General features: G+C 73.1%; 19 protein-coding genes, 1 tRNA gene and 1 pseudogene. 9 read left to right on the plus strand and 12 right to left on the minus strand.

Going from position 1 to position 21821, the window contains the following annotated elements; translation table 11 throughout:
* Window positions 1–242: 242 nt before the first annotated feature.
* The 4 genes from rsrA to ACZ5OX_RS15115 all read right to left on the minus strand — a co-directional run bounded on the left by rsrA (window position 243) and on the right by ACZ5OX_RS15115 (window position 3113).
* Window positions 243–647: a mycothiol system anti-sigma-R factor gene (rsrA, locus tag ACZ5OX_RS15100; RefSeq protein WP_449790020.1), complete on the minus strand. Its 405-nt coding sequence runs from the start codon at window positions 645–647 to the stop codon at window positions 243–245.
* A complete protein-coding gene (locus ACZ5OX_RS15105) occupies window positions 644–1549 on the minus strand; it encodes a sigma-70 family RNA polymerase sigma factor (protein ID WP_449790021.1) in 906 nt (301 codons plus the stop codon). The genes rsrA and ACZ5OX_RS15105 overlap by 4 nt, the downstream gene beginning before the upstream one ends.
* A gap of 152 nt (window positions 1550–1701) precedes the next feature.
* Window positions 1702–2340, minus strand: coding sequence for an alpha/beta hydrolase family protein (locus ACZ5OX_RS15110; protein WP_465630260.1), 639 nt, complete (start codon window positions 2338–2340; stop codon window positions 1702–1704).
* Between the two features lie 20 nt (window positions 2341–2360).
* The gene (locus ACZ5OX_RS15115; RefSeq protein WP_465630261.1) at window positions 2361–3113 is read right to left on the minus strand and encodes an SOS response-associated peptidase; all 753 of its coding nucleotides are present in this window, start codon (window positions 3111–3113) and stop codon (window positions 2361–2363) included.
* Window positions 3114–3264: 151 nt separating this feature from the next.
* On the opposite strand from ACZ5OX_RS15115, the gene ACZ5OX_RS15120 reads away from it, so the two are divergent.
* The 5 genes from ACZ5OX_RS15120 (at window position 3265) to hisN (ending at window position 7800) form a co-directional block, all read left to right on the plus strand.
* Window positions 3265–3990, plus strand: coding sequence for a M50 family metallopeptidase (locus ACZ5OX_RS15120; protein WP_449790024.1), 726 nt, complete (start codon window positions 3265–3267; stop codon window positions 3988–3990).
* 113 nt (window positions 3991–4103) lie between these two features.
* Window positions 4104–5435 carry a 3-phosphoshikimate 1-carboxyvinyltransferase gene (gene aroA, locus ACZ5OX_RS15125; protein ID WP_465630262.1) on the plus strand — a complete coding sequence of 444 codons (1332 nt, stop codon included), beginning with the start codon at window positions 4104–4106 and terminating at the stop codon, window positions 5433–5435.
* Window positions 5436–5450: 15 nt separating this feature from the next.
* Complete coding sequence (rsgA, locus tag ACZ5OX_RS15130) at window positions 5451–6503, plus strand: ribosome small subunit-dependent GTPase A (RefSeq protein WP_465630263.1); 1053 nt, start codon at window positions 5451–5453, stop codon at window positions 6501–6503.
* Window positions 6504–6631: 128 nt separating this feature from the next.
* The gene (locus ACZ5OX_RS15135; RefSeq protein WP_465630264.1) at window positions 6632–6955 is read left to right on the plus strand and encodes a DMT family transporter; all 324 of its coding nucleotides are present in this window, start codon (window positions 6632–6634) and stop codon (window positions 6953–6955) included.
* Window positions 6956–7002: 47 nt separating this feature from the next.
* Window positions 7003–7800, plus strand: a complete 798-nt coding sequence (hisN, locus tag ACZ5OX_RS15140) for a histidinol-phosphatase (protein ID WP_449790027.1) — start codon at window positions 7003–7005, stop codon at window positions 7798–7800.
* A gap of 123 nt (window positions 7801–7923) precedes the next feature.
* On the opposite strand, the gene ACZ5OX_RS15145 is transcribed toward hisN, so the two are convergent.
* Complete coding sequence (locus ACZ5OX_RS15145; RefSeq protein WP_465630265.1) at window positions 7924–9399, minus strand: catalase; 1476 nt, start codon at window positions 9397–9399, stop codon at window positions 7924–7926.
* Window positions 9400–9503: 104 nt separating this feature from the next.
* Between ACZ5OX_RS15145 and ACZ5OX_RS15150 the strand changes: the two genes are divergently transcribed.
* Complete coding sequence (locus ACZ5OX_RS15150) at window positions 9504–9917, plus strand: Fur family transcriptional regulator (protein ID WP_465630266.1); 414 nt, start codon at window positions 9504–9506, stop codon at window positions 9915–9917.
* A 117-nt stretch (window positions 9918–10034) separates the two neighbouring features.
* On the opposite strand, the gene ACZ5OX_RS15155 is transcribed toward ACZ5OX_RS15150, so the two are convergent.
* The 3 genes and pseudogenes from ACZ5OX_RS15155 to ACZ5OX_RS15165 form a co-directional block, all read right to left on the minus strand.
* Window positions 10035–12011, minus strand: coding sequence for a tetratricopeptide repeat protein (locus ACZ5OX_RS15155; RefSeq protein ID WP_465630267.1), 1977 nt, complete (start codon window positions 12009–12011; stop codon window positions 10035–10037).
* Window positions 12012–12379: 368 nt separating this feature from the next.
* Window positions 12380–12453 (minus strand) — tRNA-Met (locus ACZ5OX_RS15160).
* Between the two features lie 121 nt (window positions 12454–12574).
* Window positions 12575–15286: pseudogene (locus ACZ5OX_RS15165) on the minus strand (UPF0182 family membrane protein); the annotation flags it as partial.
* Window positions 15287–15443: 157 nt separating this feature from the next.
* On the opposite strand from ACZ5OX_RS15165, the gene ACZ5OX_RS15170 reads away from it, so the two are divergent.
* Window positions 15444–16016 (plus strand): PPA1309 family protein, encoded by a 573-nt coding sequence (locus tag ACZ5OX_RS15170; RefSeq protein ID WP_449790031.1) that lies wholly within the window; start codon window positions 15444–15446, stop codon window positions 16014–16016.
* A gap of 56 nt (window positions 16017–16072) precedes the next feature.
* On the opposite strand, the gene ACZ5OX_RS15175 is transcribed toward ACZ5OX_RS15170, so the two are convergent.
* The 4 genes from ACZ5OX_RS15175 to ACZ5OX_RS15190 all read right to left on the minus strand — a co-directional run bounded on the left by ACZ5OX_RS15175 (window position 16073) and on the right by ACZ5OX_RS15190 (window position 19492).
* Window positions 16073–17182, minus strand: coding sequence for a YlbL family protein (locus ACZ5OX_RS15175; RefSeq protein WP_465630268.1), 1110 nt, complete (start codon window positions 17180–17182; stop codon window positions 16073–16075).
* Between the two features lie 42 nt (window positions 17183–17224).
* Complete coding sequence (locus ACZ5OX_RS15180; protein ID WP_465630269.1) at window positions 17225–17416, minus strand: hypothetical protein; 192 nt, start codon at window positions 17414–17416, stop codon at window positions 17225–17227.
* 279 nt (window positions 17417–17695) lie between these two features.
* Window positions 17696–18136, minus strand: a complete 441-nt coding sequence (locus ACZ5OX_RS15185) for a molybdenum cofactor biosynthesis protein MoaE (RefSeq protein ID WP_392873376.1) — start codon at window positions 18134–18136, stop codon at window positions 17696–17698.
* Between the two features lie 207 nt (window positions 18137–18343).
* Window positions 18344–19492 carry an NAD-dependent epimerase/dehydratase family protein gene (locus tag ACZ5OX_RS15190; protein WP_465630270.1) on the minus strand — a complete coding sequence of 383 codons (1149 nt, stop codon included), beginning with the start codon at window positions 19490–19492 and terminating at the stop codon, window positions 18344–18346.
* Between the two features lie 199 nt (window positions 19493–19691).
* Here ACZ5OX_RS15190 and ACZ5OX_RS15195 point away from each other — a divergent pair, with 199 nt between their 5' ends.
* Window positions 19692–21215 carry a zinc-dependent metalloprotease gene (locus tag ACZ5OX_RS15195; RefSeq protein WP_449790034.1) on the plus strand — a complete coding sequence of 508 codons (1524 nt, stop codon included), beginning with the start codon at window positions 19692–19694 and terminating at the stop codon, window positions 21213–21215.
* Entirely contained in the window at window positions 21212–21799 is a 588-nt protein-coding gene (locus ACZ5OX_RS15200) for an NUDIX hydrolase (protein ID WP_392873385.1), read from the plus strand. Before ACZ5OX_RS15195 ends, ACZ5OX_RS15200 begins: the two co-directional genes overlap by 4 nt.
* The last annotated feature ends 22 nt before the right edge of the window (window positions 21800–21821 follow it).

Raw genomic sequence — 21821 nt, forward strand, 5'->3', positions numbered from 1 at the left:
GCCACCCGGGCATGGGGACGCATGATGCCGCAACGGCACAGGCGGCGCACCGCCGACTCACCCGAACGAGTGAGGGCGGCTCGCGGGCGGAAACGGAAGCGGCCCGGGAGCTCACGCTCCCGGGGCCGCTGTACTCCTTGCCCGAACCACCGACCCCCGCCCTCGGCGGCGGGCCGGTGACTACCGCACCCGGTCGTCGACCGACCGGTCGACCACCGCACGGACGTTCGGCCGACGGGCCGTCACTCCGCCTGGGCGCCGGCCTCGACCGGCGCACCGGGGTGCGCCGGCTCCTGTCCGGCCGCTCCGCCCGGCCTGGGCGCCGGCCGCGCCGACTCGGCGTGCACCTCGACGGGGGTCTCCACCGCGACCACCTGCTCACCCGAGCGCTGCCCGGCCCGGATCGAGTCGATCCTGGCCAGCACCTTGCTGCGCAGGTCCGTCGGCGTGTCGTCGCACCCGCAGGAACGCTTGATCAGCGCCTTGATCGCCTGCTCCAGCCCGTACTGCTTCAAGCAGGGTGAGCACTCCTCGAAGTGCACCCGCAACTTTACGCAGTCGCCCTCGGGCATCTCGTTGTCGAGGAATTCATAGAGGTGGTCGAGGACCTCGCCACACTCGGTTTCGTGCGGATCGCCGCAGCTCATGAGCCCGAGCCCTTCGCTTCCTGCCCTGCCCCGCTGCCGGCCGGGACGAGCCCGCGCTCACGGGCGTAATCCTCCAGCATGCCGCGCAGCTGACGACGGCCGCGGTGCAGCCGGGACATCACCGTACCGATGGGAGTACCCATGATGTCGGCGATCTCCTTGTACGCAAAGCCTTCTACGTCCGCGAGATAGACGGCGATCCGGAATTCCTCCGGGATGGCCTGGAGCGCGTCCTTCACATCGCTGTCGGGGAGGTGGTCGAGCGCCTGGGTCTCGGCCGAACGCAGACCGGTCGACATGTGCGACTCGGCCCGGGCCAGCTGCCAGTCCTCGATCTCCTCCGCCGCGGTGCGCTGGGGCTCCCGCTGCTTCTTGCGGTACGAGTTGATGAACGTGTTGGTGAGGATGCGGTACAGCCAGGCCTTGAGGTTCGTGCCCTCACGGAACTGGTGGAACGACGCGTACGCCTTGGCGAACGCCTCCTGGAGCAGGTCCTCCGCGTCGGCCGGGTTGCGCGTCATGCGCAGCGCCGCCGAGTACATCGGGTCCAGGTAGCCCAGGGCGTCGCGCTCGAAGCGCCCCCGCCGGGCCTCCTCGCTCTCCTGCGCCGACACCCGGTAGGTGTCCTCACCGATCGCCTCGGCCAGCTCCTCACCGGTGAGCGCCTCGCCCGCGGGCATGGCGTCGCCCGGGCCACGGCCCGGATCGGCCTCGTGCTCGGTCCCGACGACCGGACCCACCTCCTCGGCATGACGGGAACGGCCCACGGCGGGCCGCCCAGAAATGGAGGATATAGGGCTGACGGGCTTCTCGCCCGCGTCGAGCCACTCCGACCAGGAGGGGGCGAACGCCGCGGTGGCCTCGCGCTCCTCAGGCCGTTCCGGGCACGCGATCGAACCCATCTGCCCTGCCTCTCTCACCGGTGACTCATGCTGACGGACACGACAACCACCCCGGCCCCGCCCGCATTCCCGCCCCCCGGCACCATTCACTCGCACGAGTGATCGAACGGAACCGGTCCGCGCACGGCCCGCGGCCTCGCCACCGCCCCGCCTCACACCAGCCGCAGCACCCAGTCCCCCACCGACGAGCAGATCAGGTCCAGCACCTCGTCCCGCCCCACCGGCGCCCGCTTGGGCACCTCGAACCCGTGGCTGCCGTACGGCACCGCCACCAGCTCGTGCCCCGCCGGCAGCTCCGGGAACTCCCCCGGCCCGCCGAACGGATCCGCCTCACCCTGCACCACCAGCGTCGGCAGCCCGGACCCCAGCAACTCCTCGGCCCGGCTCCTCTCCGGCCTGCCCGGCGGGTGCAGCGGGAACGCCAGCGCCACCACCCCCACCGCCCCGCTCGCCGCCCCCGTCCGGCAGGCCACCCTCGCCCCGGCGCTGCGCCCGCCCACCACCAGCGGCAGCCCCGCCCCCGCCAGCCGCTCGGCCACCGGCCGCCAGCCCAGGTCCAGCGTCCTCGGCGCCGGGGCGAGCCGCTTGCCCGCCACCCGCCAGGGCTGCTCGACCAGCGCCACGGTGACCCCCCGGGCCGGCAGCGCCCCGGCCAGCGCCACCAGGTCCCCGGCCTCGATCCCGCCGCCCGCGCCGTGGCCGAGCGCCAGCACCGCCACGGGCTCCGCGGCCCGGTGCCAGGTGATCCGGGCCTCCCCGGCGTCGGTGGGGACCGGTTCGGTGGTGCTCATCTCGGCGACTCCAGAAGTGGTCAGAACAACGTGGTCTCGTACTCGGCCTCGGCCCACGGCTCCTTGAGCCCGGGACCGTTGTTGCGGATGCTGCCGACCGCCGGCGACACCGGGGTGGCCAGCAGCGCCCCCGGCGGCGGGGGCGTCAGCAGCCGGCGCACCCCGTCCGGGTCCGTCAGCCGCGGGTCCAGCCACTCGTCCCAGTCCGCCCGGTCCAGGAACAGCGGCATCCGCTCGTGGATCGGCGCCAGCGCCTCCTCGGCGTCCGTGGTGACGATCGTGAACGTCACCAGCCACGCCTCCGGATGCCCCGGCGGCACCGCCCGGTTGCGCCAGAACTCGTACAGCCCGGCCAGCGCCAGCGGGCTCCCGTCCACGCGGGAGACGAAGTACGGCTTCTTGCGGGCCTTCCCCCGCTCCCCCGGCACCGTCTGCCACTCGTAGTAGCCGTCCACCGGCAGGACGCACCGGCGCGCGGCGAAGGCCTGCCGGTACGAGGGCTTCTCGTGCACCGTGTCCGACCGCGCGTTGATCATCTTCACCGCCGTCTCGGCGGAGTTCGACCACTGCGGCACCAGCCCCCAACGCAGCACCCGCAACTGCCGCACCGGCCGCGGCTGCTCCCGGCCCAGCCGCTCCAACACCACGAAGGCGCTGTTCGTCGGCGCGACGTTCCAGTTCGGGTCCAGGGTCTCCTCGGGGTCCCACTGCTCGACGCCGAACAGCTCGACGATGTCCTCGGGCTTGCCGCTCGCTGCGAACCGACCGCACATGCGGGCCAGCTTGCCATGCCGCCCGTCCTCAGGACTTCCTCATCCCCCGGCCAGAACCACCCGCTCCCTCCCAACCGTCCCCGCATGGGAGGCTGCCCCGAACGGCCCAACGCGAAGGCCCAGTGCGGCGGACGGAGGCGGAGAGACACCGATGAACGCGAACGACCGGACCCTCGGCGACCTGTGGACCCAGGTGACCGGCACCCAGACCGCCCCGCCCGGCTGGCTCGTCCTGGCCACCGGCGCGGCCGCCCTGCTCACCGTCCTGGCCCGCCCGCTGTGGCACGTCGCCCGCAACGCCGTGACCATCGCCCACGAGGGCGGCCACGGCCTGGCCGCCGTCGCCACCCGCCGCAAACTGGCCGGCATCCGACTGCACTCGGACACCTCCGGACTCACCCTCTCCTACGGCCGCCCCACCGGCCCCGGCATGGTCCTCACCGCCGCCGCCGGCTACACCGCCCCCGCCCTGCTCGGCCTCGGCTGCGCCGCCCTGCTCGCCGCCGACCGGATCACCCTGCTGCTCTGGCTGGCGATCCTGCTGCTGCTCGCCCTGCTCCTGCGCATCCGCAACGCCTTCGGCTTCCTCAGCGTGCTCGTCGCCGGCGGCGCCTTCTTCCTGGTCTCCTGGTTCGGCAGCGCCGAGGTCCAGGCCGGCTTCGCCTACCTCGGCTGCTGGTTCCTGCTGTTCGGCGCCGTCCGCCCCGTGCTGGAACTCCAGCACCAGCGCCGGATCGGCTGGGCCCGCGACTCCGACGCCGACCAGCTCGCCCGGCTCACCCACGTCCCCGCCCTCGCCTGGGTCACCGTCTTCCTGCTCGTCGCCCTCGCCTGCCTCGCCCTCGGCACCGCCTGGCTGCTCCAGCCCCTCCAGTAGGCGCCCCGCCGTCTCCGGCAGGCGCCCCGCCGTCTCCGGCAGGCGCCCCGCCGTCCGACCGCCGCCAGGACTGTTCCGGCAAGGGTCCACAAGACGAGCCCTAGACTTGCCCCATGACCGAGACCCTGTGGCCCGCCCCCGTCGCGACCAGCCCCGTCGACGCCACCGTCACCATCCCCGGCTCCAAGTCGGTCACCAACCGGGCCCTGGTGCTGGCGGCACTCGCCGACGGACCGGGCTGGGTGCGCCGCCCGCTGCGCAGCCGCGACTCCCAGCTGATGGCCGACGGCCTGCGCGCCCTCGGGGTCACCATCGAGGAGAAGGTCAACAACGACTCCGGCGGCACCGGCGGCGGCGAGGCCTGGCGGGTCATCCCCGCCCCCGCCCTGCTCGGCCCCGCCTCGGTCGACGTCGGCAACGCCGGCACCGTCATGCGCTTCCTGCCCCCGCTCGCCGTCCTCGCCGACGGCCCGGTGCACTTCGACGGCGACCCGCGCTGCTACGAGCGCCCCCAGCACGGCGTGATCGACGCCCTGCGCGCGCTCGGCGCCCGGATCGACGACGGCGGCCGCGGCGCCTTCCCGCTCACCGTGCACGGCACCGGCTCGCTGGACGGCGGCCCGGTCGAACTGGACGCCTCCTCCTCGTCCCAGTTCGTCTCCGCCCTGCTGCTCTCCGGCGCCCGCTACAACCACGGCATCGAGGTCCGCCACGTCGGCGGCCCGGTCCCGTCGCTGCCGCACATCCGGATGACCGTGGAGATGCTGCGGCTGGCCGGCGCCCAGGTCGACGCCCCCGAGGACGGCGGCGAGAAGGACGTCTGGCGGGTCACCCCCGGCGCCCTGATCGGCCGCGACCTGGTGGTCGAGCCGGACCTCTCCAACGCCGCGCCGTTCTTCGCCGCCGCCCTGGTCACCGGCGGCCGGGTCACCGTGCGGGACTGGCCCGGGCACACCACCCAGCCCGGCGACCAGCTGCGCGAGATCTACACCCGGATGGGCGGCGCCTGCGAGTTCACCGACGAGGGCCTCCAGTTCACCGGCACCGGCCGGATCCACGGCATCGAGGCCGACCTGCACGACGTCGGCGAACTCACCCCGGTGATCGCCGCCGTCGCCGCGCTCGCCGACTCCGAGTCGCACCTGTACGGCATCGCCCACCTGCGCCTGCACGAGACCGACCGGCTCGCCGCGCTCGCCAAGGAGATCAACGACCTGGGCGGCGACGTCACCGAGACCGAGGACGGCCTGCGGATCCGCCCCCGCCCGCTGCGGGGCGGCATCTTCCACACCTACGAGGACCACCGCCTCGCCACCGCCGCCGCCGTGCTCGGCCTCGCCGTGCCCGGCGTGGAGGTCGAGAACGTCGCCACCACCGCCAAGACCCTCCCCGACTTCCCGGCGATGTGGGCCGAGCTGCTCGGCGAAGCGGCGGCGGGCGCCTGAGCGGAGACTGAGCACATGCGCCGCTACGGCAAGGACGCCGACGAGGACGACATCCGCAACCGCCCCGCCCGCCGGGGATCCCGGCCGCGGACCAGGATCCGGCCCAAACACGAGGACGCCGCCGGGGCGATGGTGCTGACCGTCGACCGCGGTCGGATCACCTGCCTGGTCGACCCGGGCACGAAGCAGGAGCGCCAGGTCGTCGCCATGAAGGCCCGCGAGCTGGGCCGCAAGGGCGTCGTCGTCGGCGACGTGGTCAACCTGGTCGGCGACCTCTCCGGGGACGCCGACACCCTCGCCCGGATCGTCCGGGTCGAGGAGCGCAGCTCGGTGCTGCGCCGCACCGCGGACGATGACGACCCGTACGAGCGGATCGTGGTCGCCAACGCCGAGCAGCTGGCCATCGTCACCGCGCTGGCCGACCCGGAGCCGCGCCCGCGACTGATCGACCGCTGCCTGGTGGCGGCCTACGACGCGGGCATGGAGCCGCTGCTGGTGCTCACCAAGTCCGACCTCGCCCCGGCCGCGACGCTGTTGGACTCCTACGCCCCGCTCGGCATCAAGTACGTGGTCACCCGCCGCGACGAGCTGGAGACCACCGGCGCCGAGGCCGTCCGCGAGCACCTGCGCGGGCTGTCCACGGTGTTCATCGGCCACTCCGGCGTCGGCAAGACCACCCTGGTCAACGCGCTCGTCCCGGACCGCCAGCGGCAGACCGGGCACGTCAACGCGGTCACCGGCCGCGGCCGGCACACCACCGTCTCCGCCCTGGCGCTGCGGCTGCCCCCGCCGGCCGGCGCCAAGCCGGGTTCGAAGAAGGCCCTGAACCCCGGCTGGGTGATCGACACCCCCGGCTTCCGCTCCTTCGGCCTCTCGCACATCGACCCGTCCCGGGTCATCCACGCCTTCCCCGACCTGGAGCCCGGCACCGTCGACTGCCCGCGCGCGTGCAGCCACGACGAGCCGGACTGCGCGCTGGACGCCTGGGTCGCGGACGGCCACGCGGAGGCCGCCCGGCTCTACTCGCTGCGCCGGCTGCTGGCCAGCAAGGAGGGCGAGGCCGACTGAGTCGGGCCCTGCTCCGCTCTTCCCCGGGGTTGGTGGCCCGTTCGAGGTGTCGGAGCGGCCCCTCCTGGCGATCATAGGAAAGTCGGGCCATCCGCGGTCCGACCGTCGATCGACAGGGAGGGCACCCGATGGCATGGGCCCTGGTGGTCCTGGCCGGCCTGCTGGAGACCGGCTTCGCGGTCAACCTCAAGCTCAGCGAGGGTTTCACCAAGCTCTGGCCCACCATCAGCTTCTGCGTGTTCGCCCTCGGCAGCTTCGGTCTGCTCACCCTCTCGCTGAAGACCCTGCCGGTGGGCCCCGCCTACGCGGTGTGGACGGGCATCGGCGCGGCCGGCACCGCGATCTACGGCATGCTCTTCCTCGGCGAGAGCAGCTCGGTGCTCAAGCTGGTCTCGATCTCGCTGGTGATCGCCGGCGTCATCGGCCTCCAGCTCAGCGGCACGGCACACTGAGACCGGGCACGGGCACCGCGGCGCACCGACCGGCTAGGGTTTCCGGCATGGCCGACTACCACGACGATCTCCGACTCGCCCATGTCCTCGCCGACTCGGCCGACTCGGTCACCCTGGAGCGCTTCCGCGCCCTCGATCTGAAGATCGAGACCAAGCCCGACCTCACCCCGGTGAGCGACGCCGACAAGGCCGCCGAGGAGCTGGTGCGCAGCGTGCTCCAGCGCGCCCGGCCGCGCGACGCCGTCCTCGGCGAGGAGTTCGGCCTGCAGGGCTCGGGCCCGCGCCGCTGGGTGATCGACCCGATCGACGGCACCAAGAACTACATCCGCGGCGTCCCGGTCTGGGCGACCCTGATCGCCCTGCTGGAGGACGGCCCGGACGGCGTCGAGCGCCCGGTGGTCGGCATCGTCTCGGCCCCGGCGCTGCAGCGCCGCTGGTGGGCGGCCAAGGGCCTGGGCGCGTTCGGCGGCCGTGGCCTGGCCAAGGCCTCCCGGCTGCACGTCTCCGGCGTCTCCCGGATCGAGGACGCGTCCTTCTCGTACTCCTCGCTCACCGGCTGGGAGGAGCGCGGCCGCCTGGACCCGTTCCTGGACCTCACCCGTGCCTGCTGGCGCACCCGCGCGTACGGCGACTTCTGGTCGTACATGATGGTCGCCGAGGGCGCCGTGGACATCGCCGCCGAGCCCGAGCTGTCGCTGTGGGACATGGCGGCCAACTGCATCATCGTCGAGGAGGCCGGCGGCCGTTTCACCGGCCTGGACGGCGTCCCCGGCCCCGGCGGCGCCGACGCCGTCGCCTCCAACGGGCTGCTGCACGAGGAGGCCCTGCGCCGGCTGAGCGTCTGAGCGGCCGGGGCTTCGGAGGCCCGGGCGTCCGAGTGCCCGAGCGCCCGAGCGTCCGAGGGACGGTCGCGGCCCCCTGACCGGTGGGAGCCGGTCAGGGGGCCGCCGTCGTGCCAGGCCCGGCGCCTACTGCTTGCGCAGCTCCCGGACCGCCGCGTCCAGCCGCTGCCCGAAGTCGGCGTCGGCCTTGCGGAAGTTGTCGACCGCGCGCTCCACGATGTCCTCGCGGTCGGCGGAGACCTTGGCGATGAAGCCCGACAGGTTGCCGATCAGGCGCTGCTTCTCCTCCTCGGAGAGCAGCCGGTACAGGTCGCCGGCCTGCACGAAGTCGTTGTCCTCGGCGTGCGAGGGCGCGGCGTGGGTGCCGGTGGAGCCGTCGACGGCGGTCGCGGCCCACAGCGGGCGGCCGGTCTCCACCGGGCCGCCGAAGCTGTTCGGCTCGTAGTTCTTCTGCCGGCCGTGGCGGCCGTCGTACAGGTAGCCGTCCCGGCTGTTGGTGCGGGCCTCGGTGGCGTGCGGGCGGTTCACCGGCAGGTGGTCGGCGTTGATGCCGACCCGGTAGCGGTGGGCGTCGGCGTACGCGAACAGGCGGCCCTGGAGCATCTTGTCCGGGGACGGGCCGATGCCGGGCACGAAGTGCGCCGGGGAGAAGATCGACTGCTCGACCTCGGCGAAGATGTTGTCGGGGTTGCGGTTGAGCTCCAGCTTGCCGATCTCGATCGGCGGGTAGTCGGCGTGCGGCCAGACCTTGGTGAGGTCGAAGGGGTTGAAGCGGTAGGTCGCCGCGTCGGCCGCCGGCATGATCTGGACCTGCACCGTCCAGCTGGGGAACTCGCCGCGCTCGATCGACTCGCGCAGGTCGCGCTGGTGGCTGTCCGGGTCCTGGCCGGCGAGGGTGTTGGCCTCGTCCTGGGTGAGGCTGCGGATGCCCTGGTCGGTCTTGAAGTGGTACTTGACCCAGAAGTGCTCGCCGGCCTCGTTCTGCCACTGGTAGGTGTGCGAGCCGTAGCCGTTCATGTGCCGGTACGAGGCGGGGATGCCGCGGTCACCGAAGAGCCAGGTCACCTGGTGGGTGGCCTCGGGCGACAGGCCCCAGAAGTCCCAGACGTTGTCCGCCTCCTGGGAGCCGGTGTACGGGTCCCGCTTCTGTGTGTGGATGAAGTCGGGGAACTTCAGGGCGTCCTTGATGAAGAAGACCGGGGTGTTGTTGCCGACGAGGTCGTAGTTGCCGTCCTCGGTGTAGAACTTCACCGCGAAGCCGCGCGGGTCGCGCACCGCGTCGGCCGCGCCGAGGTTGCCGGCCACGGTGGAGAAGCGCAGGAAGACCTCGGTCTGCTTGCCGACCTCGGACAGGAAGGCCGCCCGGGTCCAGGGCGTCACGTCGGCGGTCACGGTGAAGGTGCCGTACGCGCCGGCGCCGCGGGCGTGCACGACGCGCTCCGGGATCCGCTCGCGGTTGAAGTGCGCGAGCTTCTCGAACAGCTGCTGGTCCTGGATGAGCGCCGGGCCGCCGACGCCGGCCGTCTCGGTGTTCTGGTTGTCGGCGACGGGGGCACCCGCCTCCGTGGTCAGGGTCGGGCGCAGCTCGTCCTGGGTCGTCATGGGTGTGCCTCCGCAATGTCCGGTCGTGATGACACGATCCTAACTTGGACTTTGTCCAAGTCAACACTGGAACCAATCTCAGAGCTTGACCTACTCTGGATGACATGAACGACCTGCTGGAGAGACTGCGCGGAAGAGGCTGGCGACTGACCTCGCAACGCCGGGTCGTGGCCGAGGTCCTGGACGGCGAGCACGTCCACCTCACCGCGGACGAGGTACACGCCCGCGCGACGGCCCGGCTGCCGGAGATCAGCCGCGCCACCGTCTACAACACGCTCGGCGAACTCGTCGCCCTCGGCGAGGTCATGGAGGTCGCCACCGACGGCCGCGCCAAGCGCTACGACCCCAACGCGCACCGCGCCCACCAGCACCTGGTCTGCTCGGGCTGCGGCGCGATCCGCGACGTCCACCCCCAGGGCGACCCGCTCGCCGCCCTCCCCACCACCGAGCGCTTCGGCTTCGCCGTCACCGCCGCCGAGGTCACCTACCGCGGCCTGTGCCCCGACTGCCGGCCCTGACCGGACTCCCACCCCTGAGCGAACTGCCGGCGGCCCTGACCGGACTCCCGACCCTGAGCGAACCGCCGGTTCCGGCCGAACTCCCGCCACCGGACCGGGACTTGGCAGGGCCGGCCGCTACGCGCTCAACTCCGCGTCGAGCGCGCCCAGCAGCCGCCCGGCCCGCTCGGCCACCTCGGCCGGCCCGGAGTCGATCGCCCGCCGGCACCAGTTCTCCGCCTGCACCGGCTCCCCGCGCCGCAGCGCCAGCAGCGCCAGACGCAGCGCCGCCCGACCGTGCCCGGCGTCCGCGGCCCGGGTGTACCAGAGCATCGCCTCGGCCTCGCTGTCCTGCCGGGCCAGCAGCAGCCCCAGGTTGAACGCGGCACTGCGGCTGCCCGCCTCGGCGGCCCGCCGGTACCAGCTCTCGGCGATCTCCAGCGCCCCGCGCTCCGCCGCCCGCACGCCCATCCGCACCTGCGACCGGCGGTGCCCGGCGTCGGCCGCCAGCGCGTACCAGTGCTCGGCCTCGGCGTCCGCGTCCCCGCGCCGGTCCAGCAGCGAGGCCAGCCGGAACGCGCCCTCGGCCGAACCGCCCGCCGCCGCCTGCCGGTAGCGCTCCAGCGCCCCGGCCAGGTTGCCGCGCTGCTCCTGGACGACCGCGAGCTGCAACGCCGCCTCGCCGTGCCCCTCGGCCGCGGCCCGCGCGTACCACTCGTGGGCCTGCTGCTGCTCGCCGCGCCCGGCGTGCAGCACCCCGAGGTTGAACGCGCCGTCCACGCTGCCGGCCTCAGCCGCCTTGGAGAACCAGGGCTGGGCGCCGGACTCGTCGCCGCGCTGCAGCAGCACCACGGCCAGCGCGTTGCAGGCCTCCCGGTGCCCGGCGTACGCGGCCCGGCGGTACCACTGCTCGGCCTGCTGCTCGCGGCCGGTGCCGGCGCAGAGCAGGCCGAGGTTGAAGGCGCCGTTCTGGTCGCCGGCGTCCAGCGCGACGCGGTACCAGCGCTCGGCCTCAGCGGCCTCGCCGCGGCTCGCGTGCAGCGCGCCCAGCGCGTTGGCGGCGTTGCCGTCCCCGGCCTCGGCGGCCTCCTGCCACCACTCGGCGGCGGCCGCCAGGTCCCCGGAGTCGCGCAGCAGGAAGCCCAGCGCGCACGCCGCGCGCGACTCCCCGTTCTGCGCGGCCTGCCGGTACCAGCGGGCCGCCTCGTCCAGCAGCGACCGGTCGGTGCGGGCGCGTTCCTCCAGCAGCACGCCCAGGCGCAGCGCGGCGCGGGCGTGGCTGCGGGCGGCGGCGGTGCGGTACCAGGTCTCGGCGGTCTCCTTGTCCCCGGCGGCCTCGCGCATCCGGGCCAGCCGGTAGGAGGCCTCCCGGTGCCCGGCGTCGGCGGAGACCTTGAACCAGCGCTCGGCGCGCACGTCCCGCCGGTGCTCCATCAGGTCGCCCAGCGCGTACGCGCCCAGCGGGTGGCCGTGGTCGGCGGCGAAGTGCAGCCAGTACTCGGCGGCCTCCTCCTCGCCCTGGTCGCGCAGTTGCAGCCCGAGCGCGTGCGCGGCCGGCGCGCTGCCGGCCACGGCGGCGTGGCGCCACCACTGGCCGGCCTCGGCCCGGTGGCCCTGCTGGTGCAGCAGCACGCCGAGGTTGTTGGCGGCGGCGCGCACCCCGGCGGCCGCGGCGGCGCGCAGGTACGGCTCGGCGTCCTCCAGCTCCCCGCGGCGCAGCAGCAGGGTGCCGAGCCGGCAGGCGGCGTCCGGGTCGCCGCTGTCGGCGGCCTGCCGGTGGCGGGCCTCCAGGGCGGCGGACTCGCGGGCGGCCAGGGCGGTCTCGAAGCTGGTCGAGTCGAGGCCCGCCGGGTCGAGCGCGGCGCCGGTGGCCGACTCCCCGCCGGAGTCCTCCCCGTACGCGCCGACGGCGGCGGCGAACTGACGGGTCGACACGTGGACCAGGCTGTCCGGCCCGTAGCCCGGGGCCGGGGGGCGTTCGGACAGTCCGCTGGTGCGCTGGGCGGGCAGGGCTCCGGGGTGGTTGGCGGTGGCCTCGGCGCTCTCCGCCCAGGCGTCGGTGTCCGCCTCGGCGGCCGCCGAGGACCTGGCGCCTGACTTGCCGATCAGCCTCATGCCGACTCCCGCTCCCCCAGAGTGTCGCGGCATCGTGCCCCGGCGCGCGGCCGGGGGGACTCCCAGGAGAGGCGCCGGACCCGACGGCCGGTCAGCGGCCGTGCACCGTCCCCCATGTGTCCCATCGTCGCATCACCCAGTACCCGCGTACACCTGCCCCGGCCGAATTCCGGCGGGGCCGACCCGAAGCCGACGGAATTGCTTCGGCGCTTTGTCGATTTCCCGACACTTCAACCCCACAAACCCCGCTGCCGTCGTCCTTGGCGACGGTCGATAGTACCGGAGCGGTTCCTGCCGCTTCCGGGGCGAGAACGGCACGGAAAACACCAGAGGCCCGGAGGAAGGATCCTCCGGGCCTCTGGCCTTTGTAGCGGGGACAGGATTTGAACCTGCGACCTCTGGGTTATGAGCCCAGCGAGCTACCGAGCTGCTCCACCCCGCGTCGGTGATTGAACTCTAGCACGGACGCGGGGTGGAACGGAAAACGGTTGCCGCAGCTCAGCGGCCTACGGCTGCGGAGCGGGCGATCCGACGCCGGTGGCACCGGGGGTGGGAGCGCCACCCGGCGCCGGCGTGGTCGGCGGGGTCGGCGTGGTCCCGGTACCGGGCGTGGACGGCACGGGCGGGGTGGTCGCCGGGGGCGCCCCGCCGAACACCTTCTTCAGCGCGGCCTCCAGGGTGTCCTCGAACGCCACGTTGTCGTCCCCGTACACCGCCAGGACCTTCTGCATCGTCGGGTACTTGGCACCGCGTCCGCGCACGTACACCGGCTCGATGTTGAGCAGCCCGCCGCCGACCGGCAGGGTCAGCAGGTTGCCGTACTCCAGCTCGGAGTCACCGCCGCTCTTCAGCAGCGTGATCTGCGAGGCCACCTCCTGGCGGGAGTTGAACTTCGACTGCACCAGGCCGGGACCGGGGGCGCCGCTCTCGCCCGTCATCTTCAGGATGCGGATCTTCCCGTAGTCGTCCCCCGGGTCCGCGTTGACGGCCATGAACGCCGCCAGGTTGGGCCGCTGGTTGGGCACGAAGGTACTGGTCAGCGAGAAGCTCGCGGTGTTGGTGTCCGGCATCCGCACCGTCACGTAGTACGGCGGCTGGACCTGCTTGGTGTCGCTGGTCGGGTCCACCGGGGTCTGCCAGATGTCACTGCCGTTGAAGAACGAGTTGGCGTCGGTGACGTGGTACTGGCCGAGCAGGTCGCGCTGCACCTTGAACATGTCCTGCGGGTAGCGCAGGTGCGGCACCAGCGTCTGCGGGATGTCCGCCTTCGGCTCGACGGTGCCGGGGAAGGCCTTCATCCAGGTCTTCAGCACCGGGTCCTTGTCGTCCCACTGGTAGAGCTTCACCTCGCCGGTGTAGGCGTCCACCGTGGCCTTGACCGAGTTGCGGATGTAGTTGACCTGGTTGGCGGCGGTCAGCAGCTCACCGCGCTGGTTGGTCAGCGAGTCCTTGGTGGCGGTGCCCAGCGTCGTCTTCGAGGAGAACGGGAAGCCGTCCGAGGTGGTGTAGCCGTCCAGCACCCACAGGATCCGGCCGTCCTGCACCACCGGGTACGGGTCGGCGTCGATCGACAGCCACGGCGCGACCTTCTCCACCCGCTCCTTCGGCGTCCGGTTGTAGATCACCTTGGCGCCGTCGGTGATCGCCCCCGCGTAGAGGATCTGCGGCTCCGCGAAGCGCACCGCGTAGGCGGCACGGGTCAGCGGGTTGTCCAGCGAGACCCCGCTGTCGCCCTGGTACGTGGTCTCCGCGTTCTGGCCCGTCTTGGTGTCGGTGTAGTCGATCTCCTTGTTGGAGCCGCCGACGATCGAGTACGTGGTGGTCTTCTCGCCGTAGTAGATCCGCTGCTGGTAGTCGCCCAGCGTGCCGGTGGCCGGCAGACCCGACTCGGTGAACACCGGCTGGCCCTTGTCGTCGACCTGGTTGCCCTTGGCCACCACCGCACCGTAGCCGTGGGTGTACTTGAAGTGGTCGTTGATCCAGTTGCGCTGCACGCCGTTGAGGTCCAGCTCACGCAGGCCGATCACACTGTCCTGCTTGTCCTGCCCGCTGCCGTACCGGTCCACGTCCAGCGTGTTCGGGAAGGCGTAGTAGTTGCGCTGCTGCTCCAGCGACTGGAACGCCGGCGAGACGACGTTCGGGTCCAGCAGCCGGATGTCCGAGATGGTCCGGGCGTCCGGCTTGAGCGCGTCCGCGGTGGTCGTGCCCTGCGGCGAGTACGGAATGGTCTGCGCGTCCGCGATCCCGTACGCCTGACGCGTCGCGTCGATGTTCTTCTGGATGTACGGCGTCTCCTTGGCCTGCTCGTTCGGCTTGACCTGGAACTGCTGCACGATCGCCGGGTACAGCCCGCCGATCAGCACCGCCGACAGCACCATCAGCCCCAGGCCGATCAGGGCCGGGGCCCAGGTGCGGCGGATCGGCGTCAGGAAGAACAGCACCGCGCAGATGATCGCGACGAAGAACAGGATGGTCTTGGCCGGCAGGAACGCGTTGGCGTCGACGTACCGCAGGCCGGTCCACCCCGAGACGCCCTTGTACGAGCCGGTCTTCACCGCCAGCGCGTACCGGTCCAGCCAGTACGCGACCGCCTTCAGCAGCACGAACACGCCCAGCAGCACCGCCAGGTGCCCCTGCGCCCCCACACTCGCCCGGCGGCCCGGACCCTGCAGCCGCAGCCCGCCGTACAGGTAGTGCACCATCGCCGACGTCAGCAGCGAGACGATCACCGCACTGAACGCGAAGCCCAGCACGAACTCGTAGAACGGCAGGTCGAACGCGTAGAACGAGACGTCCATGCCGAACTGGGCGTCCTTCTCACCGAAGGAGGTCGCGTTCGTCCACATCAGCCAGGTCCGCCACTGCCCGGAGGCCGCGGCACCGGCCACCAGGCCGATCACCAGCGAGACGCCGATCAGCGCCCAGCGCTTGAACGGCGCCAGGCCGGACCGGTAGCGGTCCAGGCTCTGCTGCTCCACCGACATCGCCGACAGCGGCGGCCGCAACCGGTGCGCCAGCCAGATGTTGAAGCCGACGATCACCGCCATCAACAGGCCGAAGACCCCGAACAGCCCGACCTTCGTCCACAGCTGGGTGGTGAACACCGAGGAGAAGCGGACCGACCTGAACCACAGCCAGTCCGTCCAGAAGCCCGCGAACATGACGAACAACAGGAAGAGCACCGCGAGCACGCCCAGGGTCAGCAGGGCCACCCGCGCCCGCCGGGAGGGCGGGCCTACCCTTCGCCGGAAACCCGGCCCTGAGCGTTCGGGCATCTGGAAGACCACGGTGGCACCTCGGCTGTGTCGTCTGAATGGGGTCGGTCGTCAGAGAAACTTAACCAGGCTTTGGCCGAGTTCCCACCGTTAGCAGACGGTTACGACAGCCACCCGCCCGGCGGGCGCGCCCCGCCCGGCGTGTGAGGATTGAGGCATGTCCGACGCGTCTGATCTGAACAACTCCCCCGACGACGTCTCCAAGCTCCCGGCCGCCACCCCGCTGACCCGGGCCGCGCTGGAGATCGACGAGTACGCCGCCACCCTCGGCTGGGACCTCCCGGCCCGACTCTTCGCCCTGGTGGACAGCGCCGCCCTGCGCAAGGCCAACCCGAAGATCGCCAAGCAGCTCGGCCTCGCCGAGGGCGACGAGGCCGGCCTCACCCCCATCGAGCAGGACGAGCTGCCCGCCGGCATGGAACTCGACAAGTTCCTCGGCACCATCGCCTGGCCCGACTCCGTGGCCGGCTGCGCCCTGGTCGTCGAGCGCCTGATGCTGCCCCCGGGCGCCGAGCAGTCCCGCCCGCGGGGCGCCAGCGACGCCCAGCTCGCCGAGTGGGTGGCCAACCACCCCAACCGCGAGGAGGTGCGGATCACCGCCGCGGTGCTCCGCGACGGCAAGAAGGAGATCGCCCTGCGGCTGCGCTCCAAGGACGTCGCCCGCGAGGTGCTGACCGGCCCCGACCTGGTGCCCGGCCTGACCGACGCGCTGCTGGCGACCTTCGCCTGACGCCTTCCCGGCGGCGGCCTCCCGGGGCCGCCGGCGGCTACTTCGCCCGGCGGGGGCTACTTGGCGGTGCAGGACGGCAGCGCGGAGGTCTGTCCGGAGCGGACCTGCTCCAGCGACTTCAGCGCGCCGTCCAGCGTGTCCGCCTTGATCAGGGTCAGCCCGGACGGGACGTTCTTGCTCGCCTCGGCGCAGTTCGAGGACGGGGTGAAGAAGTACTGGGCCCCGGCGTCCCGGGCGGCGATCAACTTCATCGAGATGCCGCCGATCGGGCCGACCTTGCCGTCGTCGTCGATGGTGCCGGTGCCGGCCACGAACTTGCCGCCGGTGAGGTCGCCGCCCGGGGTGAGCTTGTCGATGATGCCGAGCGAGAACATCAGGCCCGCGCTCGGGCCGCCGACGTCCTGCAGGCCGATGTCGATCTGGAACGGGTAGGTGTGCCGGATCCCGGTGCCGATACCCACCACCGCGAGCTCCGCCCGCTCGGCCGGGGCCTGCGGGTCGAGGTCCTTGGCCCGTGCGGTCGGCACCGTGACGTCGGTCTTCCCGCCCGCGGCGGCGGCGCCGTTGCCGTCCTTGACCCGCGGCACGACGGTGAAGACCGCCGACTCGCCCGGCTTGTGCTTGGTGACGGCCGCGACCACCTGCTCGACCGAGCCGACCGGGGTGCCGTCCACGGCCACGATCTGGTCGCCCGCGTGCAGCCGCCCCTCGGCCGGGGCGCCCGCGGTGACCGACTTCACGATCAGCTCGCTGCCGACCGGGATGCCCAGCTGCTTGAGCGCCGCGGTCCGGGCGCTGTCCTCGGAGGAGGCGAACTCCTCGGCGTTCTGCTTCTTGGCCTCCGCGTCCGACTGCCCCTTGGGGTAGACGTTGTCGTGCGGCACCACCAGCACGTCGTCCCGCAGCCAGCCGACCACCGCGTTGACCAGGCTGGGCTCGTACTTGGCCCCGGTGACCTGCACCGTGGTCATGTTGAGGTTGCCCGTCGCCGGGTACGAGTCGTGCCCGCTGATGCTGATCACCGGCTTGCCGCCCTGGTTGCCGAGCGTGTTGTACGTCGGCCCCGGGCTCATCTCCGTGTACGGAACCTTCATCAGCACCGAGACGCAGAGCAGCGCTATGAGCAGCAGGGTGGCAGCGAGCATCGTCGCGGAGCGGCGTGGCATGCCTCGACAGTACGGGACGGGCGTGAACAGGCGCCCGCCGGGCTACCTGCCGGAGCCCTCCCGCGGGGCCGCGGTGCCCGCGGTGGTGCGCTCCATGGCGGCCATGAAGCGCTGGTGTTCGGCGAGTGAGGCCGGGTCCCCGGCGGCCCGCGGTTCCCGCTGGGCCCACAGTGCCCAGAGGCCGGCGGCGACGCCGGCGACACCCGGAATGATCAGCCAGGCGAGCGCACCCATACCAGTACTCCCAGCTCGTCGTGTCTATGAGCAGATTAACCACTCCGGCGGACAACGCGGCCGGCGCCGTCCGGGTTACGGGACGGCCGATCGGCTCACTTCCGGGGAGTATTCGGAGCGCCGTCACGAGCCCGTTGGAGTGACATCCCGGCGCGCCTCACCCGTCGGACGCGCGAGGTGTGCCGGTCGGTTCCGCGAGGTGTGCAGGCCGGTTCCGCGGGGTGCGCAGGCCGGTTCCGCGAGGTATGCCGGTCGGTTCCGTCGGCCCGGGAGCGGTCCTCAGCAGCCGCCCGCGCCGACCCACTCCTCCTCGCCGTCGGAGAAGACCTGGTGCTTCCAGATCGGCACCTCGTGCTTGAGGTCGTCGATCAGTCGGCGGGCTGCGGCGAAGGCCTCGCCGCGGTGGGCGCAGGAGACGGCGACGATCACGGCCTTGTCGGTGATCTCCAGCCGGCCCACCCGGTGGACCGCGGCGAGCGCCCGGACCGGGAAGTCCGCGGCCACCTTCTCGGCGATCCGGCGCATCTCCCGCTCGGCGGTGGGGTGGCAGCTGTACTCCAGTGCGGAGACCGACTTGCCGCCGTCGTGGTCCCGGACCGTCCCGACGAAGACGGTGGTGCCGCCCGCCGCGTCGTCACCGACCGCCTCGTACACCTCGTCCAGCGAGAGCGGGGTGTCGCGGATGGCGAGCAGGCGGATGGGGTCGTGGTTCTCGGACATGGCCCCATGATTCCCCATCCGGCACGGCACGGGGCAAGCCACCCTTCCGCATCACGAGGCGGGGATTTCGCATCGCGAGAAGCCCCCGCCGGGCGCCGCCCGCAGACCCGACCCGCCCCGTCGGGCACCGCCCGGCCGACCCGACCCGACCCGCCCCGTCGGCGCCGACCGGTCGGAACCGCCGCCCGCGGACCCGTCACCGGCCGGTCAGAACCGCCGCCGCCTGCGGGCCCGGCGCACCAGCGCCGCCGTACCGACCAGCGCCACCGTCGCCCCGGCCGCCCCCAGGCTGGTCGCCGCCTCCTTGCCGCCCAGTCGGCGCCCCGCCACCGCGTGCTTGCCGGACACCTGCTCCAGCAGTTCGGCCAGCACCTGCTCGTTGGTGTGCGCCGGGCGCCAGCCCGCCTCGTGCAGCCGACTGCCGGACACCACCCACGGGTACATCGTGTACGCCAGGTCCCCGGCCGGGGCCGGGGTCAGGCCCAGCCGGTGCAGCCGCGCCGCCGTACCGAGCGCCAGCGAGGCCGGCAGCTCCATCCGCCGGATCCCGGACAGCCGCTCCACGTCCTCCTGCTCCAGCCAGCCGTCACAGCCGACCGTCACCTCGCCCTCGACCAGGCCCAGCACCGCGTACTCCAGCGCCGCCGCCAGGTCGTCCACGTGGCAGAACTGCCAGCACGGCCGGGACCCGGCCACCACCAGCAGCCGGGGCGCCTCGAAGTGCCGGGTCAGCACGGTGTCCACGCCGGGGCCCACCACCACGGCCGGGCGCAGCACCGTCACCTGGAGGCCCGGGTGGGCGCGCGGCGCCCGGCGGGCCAGCCGCTCGATCTCCAGCAGGTCCCCGACCAGCGAGGCCTCCTCGGTCGCCCGCAGCTCGGAATCCTCCGCCAGCGGCACCTCGTTGTCGGCCAGCGCACCGTAGACCATCGCCGAGGTGCACAGCACCACCCGGTGCACGCCGGCGGCCGCGGCCGCGGTCAGCACCGTCTGCGCGCCGCGCACGTTGTAGGCGCTGCGGGCCCGGGCGTCGGACTCCATGCCGAAGTCCATCGCCAGGTGCACCACCACGTCGACCCCGGCCAGCCGCTCGGCCACCGCCGGGTCCCGCACGTCGAGCACCCGCCACTGCACGCCCGGCACGTCGCCCCGCCGGTCGTCCACCGCGAGGACCTTCCGCACGTGCGGAGAGGCCACCAGCCGGGCGGCGACCCGCTCGCCCAGCACCCCCGCGGCACCCGTGACCGCCACGGTCAACAGCCGACCGCCGTAGGCTGGAGGCGGCGACGCCGTGGTGTCCGACACGTCCTCTCCTCCGGTCAGCCCAGAGCGAACGTCCGAGGGCGGGGAACTCACCGGCCATCCTCCACGGTTAGCTTTATGTGCGTACGGACGTGTGTCACGTACGTCCATCCTGCCCGAGGCGAAGGCCCGGCGGTGCACCCGGCGCGGGCCTGCCGCGCGGGAGCCGCCCCCGAGTCCCCCACTCCGCCGCCGCCCCGGGCGCAGACTTTTCCGCCACACCCGCATGACGGCCGACCGGATCGAGGACCCCGTGAGCGACCTTCCCTTCGGATTCGGCGTTCCGCCCGAGGAGCCCGAGGACGGCAAGGCCAAGCCCGACGACGCGCAGAAGAAGAAGGACCAGGAGCAGTCCGGCAGCGGCCCGCAGCCGTTCGGCTTCGGTGGCGGCAACCCCTTCGGCGCGATGTTCGGCCTGCCCGGCACCCCGGGCGGCCCCGGCGGCGCCGGAGCCGACAACCCCTTCGCCGCGATGTTCGGCGGCATGAACCCGGGCGACCTCGGCGCCGCCTTCCAGCAGCTCGGCCAGATGCTCTCGTTCGAGGGCGGCCCGGTGAACTGGGACCTCGCCAAGAACATCGCCCGCCAGACCGTGGTCGCCGAGCCCGCCGAGGGCAAGAGCAAGGACCGCTCGGTCAGCGACGCCGAACGCTCCGCCGTCGCCGAGGCCATCCGCCTGGCCGACCTGTGGCTCGACGGCTCCACCGAGTTCCCCTCCGGCGCCGGCACCGCCGTCGCCTGGAGCCGCGCCGAGTGGATCGAGGCCACCCTCCCGGTCTGGAAGGACCTGGTGGACCCGGTCGCCGAGCGCGTCGGCAACGCCATGGGCGGCGTCCTGCCCGAGGAGATGCAGGCCATGGCCGGCCCCTTGATGGGCGTGATGCGCTCGATGGGCGGCGCCATGTTCGGCACCCAGATCGGCCAGGCGCTCGGCGCGCTCGCCGGCGAGGTGGTCGGCTCCGCCGACGTCGGCCTGCCGCTCGCCCCGGCCGGCAAGGCCGCGCTGCTGCCCCAGAACGTCGCCGAGTTCGGCGAGGGCCTGAACGTGCCCGCCGACGAGGTCCGGCTCTACCTCGCCCTGCGCGAGGCCGCCCACCAGCGGCTCTTCGCCCACGTGCCGTGGCTGCGCGCCCACCTGCTGGGCGCCGTCGAGGCCTACGCCCGCGGCATCAAGGTGGACACCTCCCGGATGGAGGAACTGGTCGGCCAGCTCGACCCGAGCAACCCGGAAGCGCTCCAGGAGGCCCTGGCCGGCGGCCTGCTCCAGCCCGAGGACACCCCCGAGCAGAAGGCCGCGCTCGCCCGCCTGGAGACCGCGCTCGCGCTCGTCGAGGGCTGGGTCGACGCCGTCGTGCACGCCGCCGCCGAACCGCACCTGCCGCAGTCCGGCGCGCTGCGCGAGACCGTCCGCCGCCGCCGCGCCGCCGGCGGGCCCGCCGAGCAGACCTTCGCCACCCTGGTCGGCCTGGAGCTGCGCCCGCGTCGGCTGCGCGACGCCTCCCGGCTCTGGGCGCTGCTCGCCGACGCCCGCGGCGTCGAGGGCCGCGACGCGCTCTGGGAGCACCCGGACATGCTGCCCACCGCCGCCGACCTGGACGACCCGGACGCCTTCGTGCACCGGGACTCCGCCGACGACCTGGAGGGCGGCATCGACTTCGACGCGCTCCACAGGCTGCTCGGCGAGGCCGCGGCCGGCAAGCCCGACCTCACCAAGAAGGACGAGCAGCCGAAGACCGACGAGGACGGCACCGACGGAAAGGGCGAGCCCACCGCATGACGGACACCGAGACGCCCGCCGCCACCCTGCACGCGGACGCCGTCCGCACGCTGACCGGGTGGCGGCCCGCCGACCAGGACCAGGAGCGGCTGCGGCTCGACTACCTGGAGCACCTCGCGGCGCGGCCCGACGGCCTGTACCGCTCCTGCCTGCCCGCGCACATCACCGCGAGCGCGGCCGTCGTCGACCCGGCCGCCGGGCGGGTGCTGCTCACGCTGCACCCCAAGGTGGGCATGTGGCTCCAGATGGGCGGGCACTGCGAGCCCGGCGACCGCGACCTCGCCTCGGCCGCGCTGCGCGAGGCCGTCGAGGAGTCCGGCATCCCCGACCTGGTGCTGCTGGAGAGCGACGGCGCCCCGGTACCGGCGAAGCTGGACCGGCACCTGGTGCGCTGCACCGGCAAGGACCGGCCGGAGAACACCCACCTGGACGTCCAGTACATCGCGCTGGCCCCGGCCGGCGCTCAGGCGCTGATCAGCGAGGAATCGCTGGACCTGCGCTGGTTCGACTACGACCGGCTGCCGGAGCTCACCGACCACTCGGTGCGCGACCTGGTCGCCCGGGCGCGCCAGCTGACCGGCTGAGGCGTGACACCCGAAGGGGGCG

It is taken from the genome of Kitasatospora sp. NPDC032121, from assembly GCF_055580145.1.

Bases quoted from the DNA above. Each gene is read 5' to 3' on its own strand.
- rsrA (WP_449790020.1), bottom strand. From the start codon at position 647: ATGAGCTGCGGCGATCCGCACGAAACCGAGTGTGGCGAGGTCCTCGAC.
- ACZ5OX_RS15105 (WP_449790021.1), bottom strand. From the start codon at position 1,549: ATGGGTTCGATCGCGTGCCCGGAACGGCCTGAGGAGCGCGAGGCCACC.
- ACZ5OX_RS15110 (WP_465630260.1), bottom strand. From the start codon at position 2,340: ATGAGCACCACCGAACCGGTCCCCACCGACGCCGGGGAGGCCCGGATC.
- ACZ5OX_RS15115 (WP_465630261.1), bottom strand. From the start codon at position 3,113: ATGTGCGGTCGGTTCGCAGCGAGCGGCAAGCCCGAGGACATCGTCGAG.
- ACZ5OX_RS15120 (WP_449790024.1), top strand. From the start codon at position 3,265: ATGAACGCGAACGACCGGACCCTCGGCGACCTGTGGACCCAGGTGACC.
- aroA (WP_465630262.1), top strand. From the start codon at position 4,104: ATGACCGAGACCCTGTGGCCCGCCCCCGTCGCGACCAGCCCCGTCGAC.
- rsgA (WP_465630263.1), top strand. From the start codon at position 5,451: ATGCGCCGCTACGGCAAGGACGCCGACGAGGACGACATCCGCAACCGC.
- ACZ5OX_RS15135 (WP_465630264.1), top strand. From the start codon at position 6,632: ATGGCATGGGCCCTGGTGGTCCTGGCCGGCCTGCTGGAGACCGGCTTC.
- hisN (WP_449790027.1), top strand. From the start codon at position 7,003: ATGGCCGACTACCACGACGATCTCCGACTCGCCCATGTCCTCGCCGAC.
- ACZ5OX_RS15145 (WP_465630265.1), bottom strand. From the start codon at position 9,399: ATGACGACCCAGGACGAGCTGCGCCCGACCCTGACCACGGAGGCGGGT.
- ACZ5OX_RS15150 (WP_465630266.1), top strand. From the start codon at position 9,504: ATGAACGACCTGCTGGAGAGACTGCGCGGAAGAGGCTGGCGACTGACC.
- ACZ5OX_RS15155 (WP_465630267.1), bottom strand. From the start codon at position 12,011: ATGAGGCTGATCGGCAAGTCAGGCGCCAGGTCCTCGGCGGCCGCCGAG.
- ACZ5OX_RS15170 (WP_449790031.1), top strand. From the start codon at position 15,444: ATGTCCGACGCGTCTGATCTGAACAACTCCCCCGACGACGTCTCCAAG.
- ACZ5OX_RS15175 (WP_465630268.1), bottom strand. From the start codon at position 17,182: ATGCCACGCCGCTCCGCGACGATGCTCGCTGCCACCCTGCTGCTCATA.
- ACZ5OX_RS15180 (WP_465630269.1), bottom strand. From the start codon at position 17,416: ATGGGTGCGCTCGCCTGGCTGATCATTCCGGGTGTCGCCGGCGTCGCC.
- ACZ5OX_RS15185 (WP_392873376.1), bottom strand. From the start codon at position 18,136: ATGTCCGAGAACCACGACCCCATCCGCCTGCTCGCCATCCGCGACACC.
- ACZ5OX_RS15200 (WP_392873385.1), top strand. From the start codon at position 21,212: ATGACGGACACCGAGACGCCCGCCGCCACCCTGCACGCGGACGCCGTC.